The 12,867-nt window shown below is 65.9% G+C and carries 16 protein-coding genes and 1 tRNA gene; 6 read left to right on the forward strand and 11 right to left on the reverse strand.

What is annotated here, in order from left to right; all coding sequences use genetic code 11:
• Positions 1 to 71 precede the first annotated feature (71 nt).
• A complete protein-coding gene (locus tag V6U71_RS10385; RefSeq protein WP_411342164.1) occupies positions 72 to 221 on the forward strand; it encodes a hypothetical protein in 150 nt (49 codons plus the stop codon).
• Here V6U71_RS10385 and V6U71_RS10390 read toward each other — a convergent pair.
• From V6U71_RS10390 to thiE, 3 genes are read right to left on the reverse strand one after another with little or no spacing between them, the layout of a single operon-like run.
• On the reverse strand, positions 218 to 826 hold the full coding sequence (locus tag V6U71_RS10390) for a M23 family metallopeptidase (protein WP_411342165.1): 609 nt from the start codon (positions 824 to 826) through the stop codon (positions 218 to 220). The two genes, V6U71_RS10385 and V6U71_RS10390, sit on opposite strands and share 4 nt — an antisense overlap.
• Entirely contained in the window at positions 826 to 1,950 is a 1,125-nt protein-coding gene (locus V6U71_RS10395; RefSeq protein WP_411342166.1) for a L,D-transpeptidase family protein, read from the reverse strand. The genes V6U71_RS10390 and V6U71_RS10395 overlap by 1 nt, the downstream gene beginning before the upstream one ends.
• A gap of 53 nt (positions 1,951 to 2,003) precedes the next feature.
• Positions 2,004 to 2,630, reverse strand: a complete 627-nt coding sequence (gene thiE / locus V6U71_RS10400; protein WP_411342167.1) for a thiamine phosphate synthase — start codon at positions 2,628 to 2,630, stop codon at positions 2,004 to 2,006.
• Between the two features lie 35 nt (positions 2,631 to 2,665).
• Between thiE and V6U71_RS10405 the strand changes: the two genes are divergently transcribed.
• Positions 2,666 to 3,067 carry a hypothetical protein gene (locus V6U71_RS10405; protein ID WP_411342168.1) on the forward strand — a complete coding sequence of 134 codons (402 nt, stop codon included), beginning with the start codon at positions 2,666 to 2,668 and terminating at the stop codon, positions 3,065 to 3,067.
• Here the strand turns inward: V6U71_RS10405 and V6U71_RS10410 are convergent.
• From V6U71_RS10410 to tkt, 6 genes are all read right to left on the reverse strand, one after another.
• Entirely contained in the window at positions 3,064 to 3,720 is a 657-nt protein-coding gene (locus tag V6U71_RS10410) for an O-methyltransferase (protein ID WP_411342169.1), read from the reverse strand. The two genes, V6U71_RS10405 and V6U71_RS10410, sit on opposite strands and share 4 nt — an antisense overlap.
• A gap of 4 nt (positions 3,721 to 3,724) precedes the next feature.
• A complete protein-coding gene (locus tag V6U71_RS10415) occupies positions 3,725 to 4,615 on the reverse strand; it encodes a fructose bisphosphate aldolase (RefSeq protein ID WP_411342170.1) in 891 nt (296 codons plus the stop codon).
• 87 nt (positions 4,616 to 4,702) lie between these two features.
• Complete coding sequence (locus V6U71_RS10420; protein ID WP_411342171.1) at positions 4,703 to 5,341, reverse strand: TIGR02466 family protein; 639 nt, start codon at positions 5,339 to 5,341, stop codon at positions 4,703 to 4,705.
• On the reverse strand, positions 5,338 to 6,534 hold the full coding sequence (locus V6U71_RS10425; protein WP_411342172.1) for a phosphoglycerate kinase: 1,197 nt from the start codon (positions 6,532 to 6,534) through the stop codon (positions 5,338 to 5,340). Before V6U71_RS10425 ends, V6U71_RS10420 begins: the two co-directional genes overlap by 4 nt.
• A gap of 17 nt (positions 6,535 to 6,551) precedes the next feature.
• Positions 6,552 to 7,559 (reverse strand): type I glyceraldehyde-3-phosphate dehydrogenase, encoded by a 1,008-nt coding sequence (gap, locus tag V6U71_RS10430; protein ID WP_054727329.1) that lies wholly within the window; start codon positions 7,557 to 7,559, stop codon positions 6,552 to 6,554.
• Between the two features lie 36 nt (positions 7,560 to 7,595).
• Positions 7,596 to 9,563 carry a transketolase gene (tkt, locus tag V6U71_RS10435; protein WP_411342173.1) on the reverse strand — a complete coding sequence of 656 codons (1,968 nt, stop codon included), beginning with the start codon at positions 9,561 to 9,563 and terminating at the stop codon, positions 7,596 to 7,598.
• 157 nt (positions 9,564 to 9,720) lie between these two features.
• On the opposite strand from tkt, the gene V6U71_RS10440 reads away from it, so the two are divergent.
• The 4 genes from V6U71_RS10440 (at position 9,721) to V6U71_RS10455 (ending at position 11,451) form a co-directional block, all read left to right on the forward strand.
• Positions 9,721 to 9,927, forward strand: coding sequence for a hypothetical protein (locus V6U71_RS10440; RefSeq protein ID WP_054587910.1), 207 nt, complete (start codon positions 9,721 to 9,723; stop codon positions 9,925 to 9,927).
• Positions 9,920 to 10,372 carry a cell division protein ZapA gene (locus tag V6U71_RS10445; RefSeq protein WP_411342174.1) on the forward strand — a complete coding sequence of 151 codons (453 nt, stop codon included), beginning with the start codon at positions 9,920 to 9,922 and terminating at the stop codon, positions 10,370 to 10,372. The genes V6U71_RS10440 and V6U71_RS10445 overlap by 8 nt, the downstream gene beginning before the upstream one ends.
• 252 nt (positions 10,373 to 10,624) lie before the next feature.
• A complete protein-coding gene (locus V6U71_RS10450; RefSeq protein ID WP_411342175.1) occupies positions 10,625 to 11,209 on the forward strand; it encodes a 5-formyltetrahydrofolate cyclo-ligase in 585 nt (194 codons plus the stop codon).
• Positions 11,210 to 11,271: 62 nt separating this feature from the next.
• The gene (locus V6U71_RS10455; RefSeq protein ID WP_411342341.1) at positions 11,272 to 11,451 is read left to right on the forward strand and encodes a DUF2842 domain-containing protein; all 180 of its coding nucleotides are present in this window, start codon (positions 11,272 to 11,274) and stop codon (positions 11,449 to 11,451) included.
• A gap of 80 nt (positions 11,452 to 11,531) precedes the next feature.
• On the opposite strand, the gene V6U71_RS10460 is transcribed toward V6U71_RS10455, so the two are convergent.
• Positions 11,532 to 11,608 (reverse strand) — tRNA-Asp (locus V6U71_RS10460).
• Positions 11,609 to 11,651: 43 nt separating this feature from the next.
• On the reverse strand, positions 11,652 to 12,851 hold the full coding sequence (locus tag V6U71_RS10465) for an AI-2E family transporter (protein ID WP_173585647.1): 1,200 nt from the start codon (positions 12,849 to 12,851) through the stop codon (positions 11,652 to 11,654).
• Positions 12,852 to 12,867: the final 16 nt, after the last annotated feature.

The raw sequence follows: 12,867 nt of genomic DNA on the forward strand, positions 1-12,867 counted from the left end.
AGGCGACGAAGCGATGCCGTTTTGACGCATCGATCCAATCCAGTCGGATGAAAAGCTGCGATTCCATCGACATGACACACATCCATCTCGCCGATCGCAACGACAAGAGGCCGCGCAAGCCGTTGCGCCCCGTGCTCGCCGCCGGCCTGTTCGGCTGGCGCAAACCGCAGCCCTCGAACGAAGACGACCGCAAGGACGGCGCCGCGCCCGCCGCGCGCTAGGGCGCGGGGCGCAGACCGGTCAGCAGCGGATAGGGATTGACCGGCTCGCCGGCATTCCAGTCGGCGCCGGGCGTCGTCCGCATCATCTGGAAATGCAGGTGCGGCACCGCCGGATCGGCGTTGCCGCTGGCGCCGACCGTCGCGATCACCTGCCCGCGCCGCACCGCCTGCCCCTCCGCAAGCCCGCGGCGATAGCCTTGCAGATGCGCGTAATAGAGCATCAGCGTCCCGTCGGCCGACCGCTGGTAGATCGTCCGCCCGCCGCGGCCGGAGGCGAAAAGCTTTTCGATCGTGCCGTCCATGGCGGCGAGAACCGGCGTTCCCGCCGGCGCAGGGATGTCGATCGCGGCGTGCAACCGCCCCTCCGACCGGCTCTGGCTCCAGCTATCGATCAGCTCGGAGGCGCGAATCCCCGCGACCGGAATGCCGACCGCCTTGTCTTTGCCGACCGGCGCAGCGGCATCGAGCGTCGCCCCGCTCACCCGCTTCGGCTCGGCCGAAGGCGCATCCAACAGGTCATAGGCCGTGACCCAATAGATCGACGTCAGGATCGCGGTGACGGTCGCCGTCCACAGCACCAATTTGGTGGCAGCCTGCCAGCGCATCAGGCGACGAAGTCGACCTTGGTGCCGACCGACACCATCTGCGCCAGCCGCGCCGCATCCCAGTTGGTCAGGCGCACGCAGCCGTTGCTTTCGGTGCGCCCGATATTCTGCGGCTCGGGCGTGCCGTGAAGGCCGTAATGCTCCTTGTTCAGGTCGATCCACACCACCCCGACCGGATTGTTCGGCCCCGGCGGCAGGCGATGCTTGCCCTCGCTCGCGGCAACACCGCGCAGCAGCGCCGGATCGAAGGCGTAATCGGGGTTGCGGCCGACCCCCTTCACCTTCCACTTGCCAATCGGCAGCGGATCGTGCGCCGAGCCGGTGGTCACGGTGAACAGCGCGATCAGCTTGCCGCCCGCGTCGAAGACCTTCATCGTTCCGCCCTTCTTCGACACCTCGATCCGGTCGGCCTGCGGCTGGCCGCTCCCGACGCCGAGCGACGACAGCGTCGCCAGCCAGTCTGCGTTATCGATATCGGCGGCAACGATCTGATCGGCGCCAACGTTCGGCACCCTCAATTTCGTCCCCGCGGCGACGGGTGCCGGCGCGGCCGTCGCTTCGCCCGCAGCGGGCGCCGAGCCAGCGAGGTCGGGATTCAATGCGCGCAGCACATCGGGCGTCGTGTGAAACCGCTCGGCGAGCTTTTCGAGCACCGACTCATAGCCCATGCTCGCCAGCTTCGATTGTTCTGCCGCCTTTTCGGGCAGCGGCGCGAAAGCGGCCTCGACGTAACTCGCCGGGACGGTCACCGCGCGGGTCGCCGGAATCTTCGCGCTGTCGGCCAGCGCCGCCTTGGTCGCCGCGTCCCATTCGCCGCTGACGGTCAGTCCTTTCGCTTCCTGAAACCCCTTCAGCGCATTGGTGGTCGACAGCCCCAGCTTGCCGTCGACGACGCCCGGCGAGAAGCCGAGGCGGTCGAGCACGACCTGCAACTGCATCTCGGGCCGCGCCACATCGTCGGCGTCGGCGGCGTCGCCGTCGCGCGCCACCATGCCGTCGTCCTTCCATTCGGGCGTCTTCGCCGCCGCCTCGCTCTTCGGCGGCGAATCGGCTTTGTCGCCCGAACCGCCGCAGGCGGACAGCGCGATCAGGGCGGCGGTGCAGAGCAGGGTCGGAAATTTCATCGGCAATTCCTGTCGTTGGACATGCTTTTCCAACGCACGGAATCGCGGGCGGTTCATCCCGCAAGCAGCTTTTCGAACCGTTTGACCGCGGCCGCAGGTCCGTCGGGATCGTTCCACACAGCGCCCGAAACGGCGAGGAAATCGGCCCCCGCCTCGATCAATATCGCCGCATTGCCGGGGGTGATGCCGCCGATCGCGACGCACGGCAGTTCGAACAATCCCTGCCACCATTCGAGGATTTCCGGCTCGGCACGATGCTCGACCGCCTTGGTCGTCGTCGGGAAAAAGGCACCGAAGGCAACATAGTCGGCCCCCGCATCGCCCGCCTCCATAGCGAGGTGGCGGCTGGCGTGGCAGGTCACACCGATCTGCGCATTCGGCCCAAGCAAGCGGCGCGCTTCTTTCGGATCGCCGTCGCCCTGCCCCAGATGCACGCCGTCGGCGCCGAGCCGCTTGGCCAGCGCGACATCGTCGTTGACGATGAAGGCCACCTCGTGCGCCGCGCAAATCGCCTGCAGCGGCTCGGCGAGCCGCGCCGCTTCGTGCTGGTCGATGCCCTTGACGCGAAACTGGAACGCCGCGACCGGCCCTGCGGACAGCGCCGCCTCCAGTTTCGAAGGAAAATCGCCGCCGACATCGAGCGGCGAGATCAGGTAAAGCTGGCAGTTCGGCGTGGTCATGGCGGGTTCATAGCGGCGGCGCCAATCTCCGGCAAATGCAGAACGCACCCCGCCTCGCCGCCACCGCCGTCCTCGCCGCACTCGCCCTGTCGGCGTGTGCAGCCTCCGGCCAGCAAACCCCGCTTCCGGATACCGATAATGTCGCGCTCGGCCAGCGCGCCTATGCCGACGGCCCGGTGATCCAGCCAGTCGCGGTAATCGAGGACAGCCGCTGCCCGATGAACGCCCGCTGCATCTGGGCGGGGCGGGTCAAGCTGAAGATGCTGTGGCTCCGACCAACCGGCGAAAAACAGCCGTTCGAAGTGACGCTCGGCGAAGCGACGCCGCTGGCCGACGGCAGCATCACGCTCGAATCGGTACGGCCGGAAAAGCGCACCGACGTGACGATCAGGCCCGAAGATTATCGCTTCTCGTTCCGCTTTGCGGGCGGGCTTTAGCGCACCCGCGCCAGCACGAACCCGTCCCAGCCCTTCGCCCCCACGGTCTGCACCGCGGTCGCGTCGAGCCGCTTGTCGGCCGCGAGCATGTCGAACAGCGCGCGCGTGCCGATGATCCGCTCGTCGTCGCTCCCGGCTTCCAGCACCCCGCCTTCGCGCACCACATTGTCGACGATGATCGTCGTACCCGGGCGGCCGAGGCGGACCGCTTCGGCGACATAGTGGACATTGCTCTGCTTGTCGGCGTCGATGAAGACAAGGTCGAACGGTGGTTCGTCGACCATCGCGGCAAGGCTTTGGCTCGCGGCGCCGACACGGATATCGACCTTCGCCGAAACTCCCGCCCGCTCCAGATTGGCGCGCGCCACCGCGGCGTGATGCGGTTCGAGCTCCAGCGTCACCAGCCGCCCGTCGTCGGGCAGCGCCCGCGCCAGCCAGATCGTCGAATAGCCGCCGAGCGTCCCGACTTCGAGAATACGCCGCGCCCCCGCCATCTCGGCGAGCAGGTATAGCATCTTGCCCTGCGCCGCCGACACGTCGATCGGCGGCAGCCCTTCGGCGGCATTGTTAGCGAGAGCGGCGGCAAGCCCGTCGTCGTCGCCGAGAAGCGTCCCGGCGATATAGTCGTCGACGGCCTGCCAACCGCCCTTCATCGCATCAGGCGACCGAAGCCGCGTGGATCTCGTCGATCGCGCCGCCGAGCGACTTGTCGAATTCAGCGTCGTCCATCTGGTGACGCAGGTCTTCGAGCAGCGCACGGCTGAAGCTTGCGATGATACCCGGGTTCTTCGCCAGTTCGGCGCAGGCTTCGGGGCGCGCAAAGCCGCCCGACAGCGCGACGACGCGCAGCACCTTCGGATGATCGACGAGCGGCTGGAACAGACCGGCTTCGGTCGGCAGCGACAGCTTGAGCATGACCGGCGCGCCGTCCCAGGCTTCGAGCGCCGCCAGCGTTTCCGCAAGGAGCAGGCGGTCGGCGCCGTCGCGGTCGGCGCTCTTGATGTTCACTTCGGGCTCGATGATCGGCACCAGCCCGTGGGCGGCGATGCGCTTCGCTTCGGCGAACTGCTGCTCGACGATCGCCTTGATCCCCGCGGCATTGGCCAGATTGACGACGCTGCGCATCTTGGTCCCGAACACCCCCTTGGCGACCGCACGCGCGCACAGGGTGTCGAGATCGGGGTTGGCCTTCATCAACTGGACGCCGTTTTCTTCGGCTTCGAGACCCTTGTCGACTTTCAGGAACGGCACGACGCCGCGTTCCCACAGCAGCGCGGGTACCGGCTTGCCGTCGGCATCGCCGTCCATCGTGCGTTCGAACAGGATCGCGCCGATCACCTTTTCGCCGTTGAAGCAGGGCGACGTGACGATGCGGCTGCGCATCGCGTGGATCAGCCCGAACATTTCCTCATCGTTCGAAAAGGCGTCTTCGTCGATGCCATAGCCCTTCAGTGCCTTGGGCGTCGAACCACCGCTCTGGTCGAGCGCGGCGATAAAGCCCTGCCCCGATTTGATCTGGTTCAGCATGTCGGCATTGGCGGTGGTCATAACGTCTCCGGTTCGTTGCATACGTATGTGGTGGCGCGCATAGCGACCCTCGCGAAAGGATGCAAATGCGCCGCGAAAGTGGCTCTCTCAAGCCGGGTTTATCGGCACCGCCAGCAGGTTGATCGCGATCGAAATACGCTCGCGCGTCCCCTGATGCGGCATCACGCCATGGTTCAGCCACGACGGAAACATGATGATCCGTCCGCTCCGCACCTTCATCTTCAGTTGCGGCTCGTGCACCGCGCCATTCGCGCTGCGCAGCCGCAAATTGGGCATCGTCATCAGGATCATCGGCATCCGCGGGTCTTCGATGATCAATTCACCGCCGGTCGCGCCGTCGGGCTGGCCGCCATCGTCGACATAATAAACCGCCGACCAATAGGCGCCCGGATGGGTGTGCATCTGGTTCGACGCCTGCGGCGGCGAGACATTGGCCCAGATGTCGCTGGCCCAGCGATGGCGCGCCGCCCCCGGCGAGACGATGTCGACGCAATGCGCCTCGGCGAGCGCGAAAATGTGACGGAGCAGATGCTGCAGCGGCTCGCCGCCCCAGGCAGCGACGTCATGCTCCGACTGCCAGCCGCCGATGTTGGAGATGTTCACCCCGGGCCCTTCGGCGCGGCGAGCGAGGATCAGCGGCTTGAGCGCGGCGTTGACGGCGGCGGCGTTCGGCAGCTCATCGACGACGATGGGCGTGTCGAAAAGGCCGACCACCTGCGCCGTCATTGCAGCAGCGCCTCCACGCCCGGCAAAGGCTTGCCTTCCATCCATTCGAGGAAGGCGCCACCCGCGGTCGAGACAAAGGTAAAATCGCCGGCGACCCCGGCGTGGTTGAGCGCGGCAACCGTATCGCCGCCCCCGGCAACCGAGATCAGCGACCCTTCGCGGGTCAGCGCCGCCGCGGTCTTCGCCAGCGCCACCGTGGCGGTATCGAACGGCGGGGTCTCGAACGCGCCGAGCGGACCATTCCAGACGAGGGTGCGGCAGTTTTTGAGCACGTCGGCAAGCGCTTCGACCGCGGCCGGACCGACGTCGAGGATCATCTCGTCGGCGGCGACCTCATGGACATTGACGGTCCGGTTCGGCGGGTTCGGCGCGAATTGCTTCGCCACCACAACGTCGTACGGCAGGTGGATCGTACAGCCCGCCGCGTCGGCGGCGTCGAAGATCGCATTGGCGGTGTCGACCAGGTCATGCTCGCACAGCGACTTGCCGACATCGACCCCGCGCGCGGCGAGGAAGGTGTTGGCCATGCCGCCGCCGATAATCAGGTGGTCGACCTTGCCGACAAGGTTGCGCAGCACGTCGATCTTGCTCGACACCTTCGCCCCGCCGACGACGGCCGCAACCGGATGCGCCGGATTGCCGAGCGCGGCGTCGAGCGCCTTCAGTTCGGCTTCCATCGCGCGCCCGGCATAGGCGGGGAGCCGCCGTGCGACGCCTTCGGTCGACCCATGCGCGCGATGTGCCGCCGAAAAGGCGTCGTTGACATAAAGGTCGCCGATCTCGGCCAGCGCGTCGGCGAAGGCCGGATCGTTCTTTTCTTCGCCGGGATTGAAGCGGGTGTTTTCCAGCACCGCGACGTCGCCGGGGGCGAGCACCGCGACGCCCGCCTTGGCGCCCTCGCCGACGCATTCGGGGATATACATCACCGAGTGGCCGAGCACGTCCTCGACCCCGCCCATGACGAGGCTCAGCGATTGCGTCGGGTTCTTTGCGCCCTTCGGGCGGCCGAAATGCGCGAGGAGCAGGACGATGGCGCCCTTGTCCGACAGTTCGCGGATCGTCGGCATCGCTGCCTCGATCCGCGTCTTGTCACCGACCGCGCCGTCGATCATCGGGACATTCAGGTCGACGCGCACCAGCACTTTCTTGCCGGCAACGTCGCCGATGTCGTCGAGGGTCTTGAACGCGGTCATCGCTGTTTCCTTCCGGCTCAGAGGAACTTGGCGATCACGCCCGCCGTGTCGATCATGCGGTTCGAGAAGCCCCATTCATTGTCGTACCAGCTCAGCACGCGCACCAGCTTGCCGTCGATCACCGCGGTTTCAAGGCTGTCGATGGTCGAGCTGTGCGCATCATGGTTGAAATCGATCGAGACCAGCGGCTCGTCGGTGAAGCCGAGCACACCCTTGAGCTCGCCTTCGGCGGCTTCCTTCAGCAGCTTGTTGACCTCTTCGGCGGTCGTGTCGCGGCTGGGCGTAAAGGTCAGGTCGACGACCGAGACATTGGGGGTCGGGACGCGGATCGACGAGCCGTCGAGCTTGCCCTTGAGTTCGGGCAGGACGAGGCCGACGGCAACCGCCGCACCGGTGCTGGTCGGGATCATCGACATCGCGGCCGCGCGGGCGCGGCGCGGATCCGAGTGGATCTGGTCGAGGATCTTCTGGTCGTTGGTGTAAGCGTGGATCGTGGTCATCAGGCCGCGCTCGATGCCGATCTTCTCGTGCAGCACCTTGGCCATCGGCGCGAGGCAGTTGGTGGTGCACGACGCGTTCGAGACGATCACATGCTCGGCGCCGATCTTGTCGTGGTTCACCCCATAGACGACGGTCAGGTCGACTTCCTTGGCGGGGGCCGAAATCAGCACGCGCTTGGCGCCGGCGTCGAGATGCGCCTGCCCGCCCTTGCGGTCGGTGAAAAAGCCCGTGCATTCCAGCGCGATGTCGATGCCGTTGGCGGCGTGGGGCAGCTTGGCGGGATCGCGCTCGGCGGTTACCTGGATGCGCTTGCCGTTGACGATCAGGTCGTTGCCGTCGACTTCGACGGTGCCGTTGAACGGGCCATGGACCGAATCGCGCTGGAACAGGCGGGCATTCGCCTTGGCGTCGGCCAGATCGTTGATCGACACGAGTTCGAGATCATGGTCGTTCCGCTCCAAAATGGCGCGCGCCACATTGCGGCCGATGCGTCCGAAACCATTGATTGCAACCTTCACTGCCATGTCGAAAATCCTTTCTGCGGAGGGGCCAGCCGGTCCTTAATTGCCGAGCTTTGCCAGAATCTGGGGGGTGATCGCGTCGACGGTCAGGCCGAAATGCGCATAGAGATCATCGATCGGCGCCGACGCGCCGAAGCTGTCGATGCCAAACCGAAGGCCATGGCGCCCCGTATACCGCTCCCACCCAAAGGTCGTGCCTGCCTCGATCGAAACGATCAGCGCGTCGTCGGGCAGGATATCGGCCTGATAGGCGGCAGTCTGTTCGTCGAACAATTCGGTCGAGACCATCGAAACGACATCGGCGCCTTGGCCCGCGGCTTCGAGCTTGTCGGCGATATCGATCGCCAGCGACACCTCGGAGCCCGTTGCCACCAGCACGACCTTGCGTCCGGCGGAAGCGGCGCGGAGGCGGTAACCGCCCTTGGCGGAAAGATTTTCCGTGACGTCATGGCGCAGCGGCGCGAGATTCTGGCGGGTCAGCGCGAGCAGCGACGGACGATCGCCTTGCGCCAGCGCCAGCGCCCAGCATTCGGCGGTCTCGACCGCATCGGCGGGGCGCATCACGAGCAGGTTCGGCATTGCGCGCAACGACTGGAGATGCTCGATCGGCTGGTGCGTCGGGCCGTCCTCGCCGAGACCGATGCTATCGTGCGTCATGACATAGACGACGCGCTGCTTCTGGAGCGCCGAGAGGCGGATCGCGGCGCGGCAATAATCGGCGAACACGAGGAAAGTACCGCCATAGGGGACGACGCCGCCGTGCAGCGCCATGCCGTTCATCGCCGCGGCCATGCCAAACTCGCGGATGCCATAATAGATATAGCGCCCCGAATAATCGGCCTTGGTCAACGGCTTGGTCGATGATGTTTTGGTATTGTTCGAACCGGTGAGGTCGGCGCTGCCGCCGACGAGCGCGGCAATATCGGCCGTCAGCGCGGTCAGCGTATTTTCAGAAGCCTTGCGCGTCGCGACCTTCGGCGGTTCGGCGACCAGCCCGTCCAGATAGGCCTTGAAGGCATCCCCCGGAACGAAGTTGCCGCTCAGTCGTTCAGAAAATTCACTTTTCTTATCGCTGCTTGCAAGGCGATCATTCCACTCGGCATGAAGTTTTTTGCCCTTCTCTCCGAACGCTGCCCACGCAGCGGCGATGTCGGCCGGGATGACGAAGGGCTCGGCGGTCCAGCCGATATTCGTGCGCGTCGCGGCGATTTCGTCGGCACCGAGCGGCGAGCCATGGGTCGCCGACGTCCCCTGCTTGTTCGGGGCGCCGAAGCCGATCAGCGTACGGCACGCGATCAGCGACGGGCGGCTGTCGGCGATCGCCGCATCGATCGCGCGGCGGATATCCGCCGGATCATGCCCGTCGCAGCTCTCGACATGCCAGCCGGTCGCGGCGTAGCGGGCCTTGACGTCCTCGCTCGTCGACAGGTCGGTCGATCCGTCGATCGTGATCTTGTTATCGTCCCAAAGCACGACAAGGCGACCGAGCCCCAGATGCCCGGCTAGGCCGATGGCTTCGTGGTTGATGCCCTCCATCAGGCAGCCGTCGCCGGCGATCACCCAAGTGCGATGGTCGACCAGATCGTCGCCGTAAAGCGCGTTGAGATGGCGTTCGGCGATCGCCATGCCGACCGCGGTCGCGAGCCCCTGCCCGAGCGGTCCGGTGGTTGTCTCGATGCCTTCGAGCTCGAAATTCTCCGGATGCCCGGCGCACGGGCTGTGCAATTGGCGGAAATTGCGGATATCGTCGATCGTCGGGCGCGCATAGCCGGCGAGATGCAGCGTCGCATAAGCGAGCATCGACCCGTGCCCTGCCGACAGAACGAATCGGTCGCGATCGGCCCATTTGGGATCGGCCGGGTCGAACTTCAGATAATCCGAATAAAGCACCGTCGCGACATCGGCCATGCCCATCGGCATCCCCGGATGGCCGCTGTTTGCGGCCTGTACGGCGTCCATCGCAAGCGCGCGGATGGCGTTGGCGAGTTGGCGGTCGGGTAGTGTCATTTTTCCCCCGGGGATGGATTATGGGATGGCCGGATTCGGTGGGGACAGCCCTTTGCGGGGGTGGGGGCAGGAGTCAACCGCCAGCGGCACAAAATCGCGGCTATTTCGGCGCCGAGAGGCGATTGCGCGCCCGAAGTCACGCTGCTACCCCTTGGGCATGGAACTCGATCTCGACGAATCCAGCCTGGCCATCGGCCGGATCGAACGCGCGCTCAGCCGTCTCGAAAAGGCTCTCACCGAACAGGCGAACCGCCCTCCCGCGCCGTTGCTCGCGGCCGCAAGCGATCAGAGCGGCCTGAAAGCCGAGGTTGCCGCGGTGATCGGCGAACTCGACCGGCTGATCGCGGAGGCGAAACATGGCTGATGTCAAACTCACCGTCGCCGGACGCCCTTACGACGTCCATTGCGCCGACGGACAAGAGTCGCAGCTCTTGCAACTCGCGGCGCTCGTCGATGAAAAAGCCCGTGAAATCCAGGGCGGGACCGAGGTTCGCCAATTGCTCTTCGCCGCGCTGATGCTCGCCGACGAAACGCAGGAAGCGCGCGCGAAGGTCGAAAAGGCCGAACCGCAATCCGATTCGCTCCGCGCCGCTGTGGCGCTTGCCGAGAGCCGCGAAGCCACGGCACGCGACGAACTGCGCGAAGCATTGGCGCGCGAACAGGCGGCCCTGAAGGAACTCGAAAGCCTGCGGCAGGCGGCATCGGCCGCCCCGGCGCCCGCAGCAGCGAGCCCGACGCATGATCGCGCGCTGGCCCAGATCGCCGACCGGATCGAAGCGCTGGCGGTCAAGGTCGAGCAGATCCCCTGACGCCCCGCGCAGTGCAAACCCCTTGAGGCTCAGCCCCCGCACCCCTACATAGGGGACGGCGGGCACTGCCCGGCACGAGCCGCTGCGAATATCCCTGAGGCGATACATCATCCAAGGGGGCTGTCCCTGCCCGGACCCTGGTCCGACGTATATGGTCCCCACCTGACGTTACTGGCGTCAGAGGATTTTCCGGCAAACGACCACGGCGGTCCCGCCAACCGCTACCGAAGTCCAGAGGAGGCGTTGACCGACTTGTCCGCCGACCTGCCCCTTCAAAAGCAGCAGTTGCGGGAAAAGCTGCGCTTCCGGCGCCGCCATTTTGCGGCGAATCTTGACGACATCGCACAGCTTGCGGCTTTTCGCGCGCTCCCTGCTCCACTCGCCAGTCTCCTCGCCGACCACGCCGTCGTCGGCGCCTATGCCGCATGGGGTGACGAGCCCGATGTGATACCGATGTTCGCGGTGATCGGCGAAGCAGGCGCCCTTGCCCTGCCACACCACGCCGCACGCATCGAAACGATGGATTTTCGGCGCTGGAAGCCGGGCGAGACGCTGGCGAAGGGGCCTTGGGGCACCCGGCAGCCGGTTGACGACGCCCCTTCGGCGCTTCCCGACATCATCTTTTGCCCGTTGGTCGGATTCGATCGGCACGGCGGCCGAATCGGTCAGGGGGGCGGCCATTACGACCGCTATTTTGCGGCTCATCCGGCCGCCTTGCGGATCGGTGTTGCCTGGTCAGTGCAGGAAGTCGATGCCGTGCCGCGCGAATCGACCGACATCGCGCTCGACGCGGTGTTGACCGAACAAGAATTTATCGTCTGTGGAGACCGTTTGTGAATCAGGATCGCCAAAACCCCGTCGGGGACCAGCATCAGCCGACCTGGCGCAAGCCGGCAGGCATGTTCCTGATCCTGTTGCTGATTGCCGTATGGGCCGCGATCATCGTCAGCCTGTCGCCGTGGGTCGGCACCTGGCCGGTGCTCGTCCAGGCGGTCTTCTATCTGGTCACCGGGGTGATCTGGATCATGCCGCTGAAGCCCCTGCTCCGCTGGATGGAGTTGGGGCGGCGGCGCGGCTGAAGCGCCGCGCCATCCCGTAACATTCCGATGTTGGAAAGTCCCAAGCTGCGGTGGCCATCCCCTTCCGAAAATGAAGGAAATGGCGCGAGTGACGGGGCTCGAACCCGCGACCTCCGGCGTGACAGGCCGGCACTCTAACCAACTGAGCTACACCCGCGTGTGCTTGGGAGAGGCGCCAATATGCGCCGCGCTCCACCCTGTCAACCGTCGCTTTCGCCGTTGGTGCGATTTAATCGGTCGCGCACGTCGTCGGTCGTCGTAAGCGTGCCGTGCTCGAACAGGAAACCCGCGAGATCGGGCGTTCCGGTCGAGTGCAGGATCGTCTGCAGGATCAGCAAGAGCGGCACGGCGAGCAGCGCGCCCGGGGTTCCCCACACCCATCCCCAGAAGCTCAGCGACACCAGGATCAGCAGCGGATTCACCGTGAGCCGCTTGCCGAGCACCAGCGGCGTCACCAGATTCGCCTCGACGAGATGGACGCCGACAAAGATCAGCGCGGGAAGCAGCGCCAGCCCCACCGCATCGAAGGTCATCAGACCGCCGAGCGCGAGCAGCACCGCGGCAACGATCGGTCCCAGATAAGGCACGAAATTGCAGATTGTGACGATCCCGCCCCACATGAACGGCGACGGCATGCCGAGCGCCCATAGCAGGAGGGAAACGATCAGCCCGAGGATCGCGTTGATCATCGTGATCGTCGCCAGATAATCCGCCGTCGCATCGACGACATTCTGGATCACGCGCGCGGTCTGCATCGCCCCGTCGAAGCTGCCGCGCCGGCGAATCGTCCCGCGCCGCAGCCGCGTCCAGCCGGCGAGGAAAAAGAAGATCACCAGCACCGCGAAGAAGAGCTGGATCGCCGCCGACGGTGCCGACGTGATGAAATAATCGACCACCGATGTCGGCGCAGTCGCTGCAACAGCTTGCGCGGTCGCCTCCGTCCCCGTCGCGACCGAGGTCAGCGTCCGGTCGACGAATTTCTGCAGCGTCGAATAAAAATCGATCAGCGGCGCAAGGTTGCTCTGGATACGCGGGATCGATTCGGGCAGCCGCGCGAACCATCCCGTCGCCGGCACGACGATGATCGCCAGCGCCGCATTGACGATCATCAGGAACGCCGAGAGCGACAGGAACGACGCGAGCGCCGACGGCACGCCGCGACGCTCGAGCCATTCGAGGAGCGGCACCAGCGCGATCGCGATGACGATCGCGGCGGTCAGCGGCAGGAAGAATTCGGCGCCCGCCTGCAAGGCGAACGGCAGCCCGAGGCAAAAGCCGGCGCCCAATATCAGCGCCAGCGCCGCGAGCAGGCGGTCGCGGCGGAAATCGTCGATCTCGATCTGATGCAGGGGATTGGCGCGCGGCTGGCGTGCCTCCTTCCTCCCCCTGTCCTCGGCCACGCCCCGTCACTCCCTT

This window comes from Sphingopyxis sp. J-6, assembly GCF_046603995.1.
GTDB lineage: Bacteria > Pseudomonadota > Alphaproteobacteria > Sphingomonadales > Sphingomonadaceae > Sphingopyxis.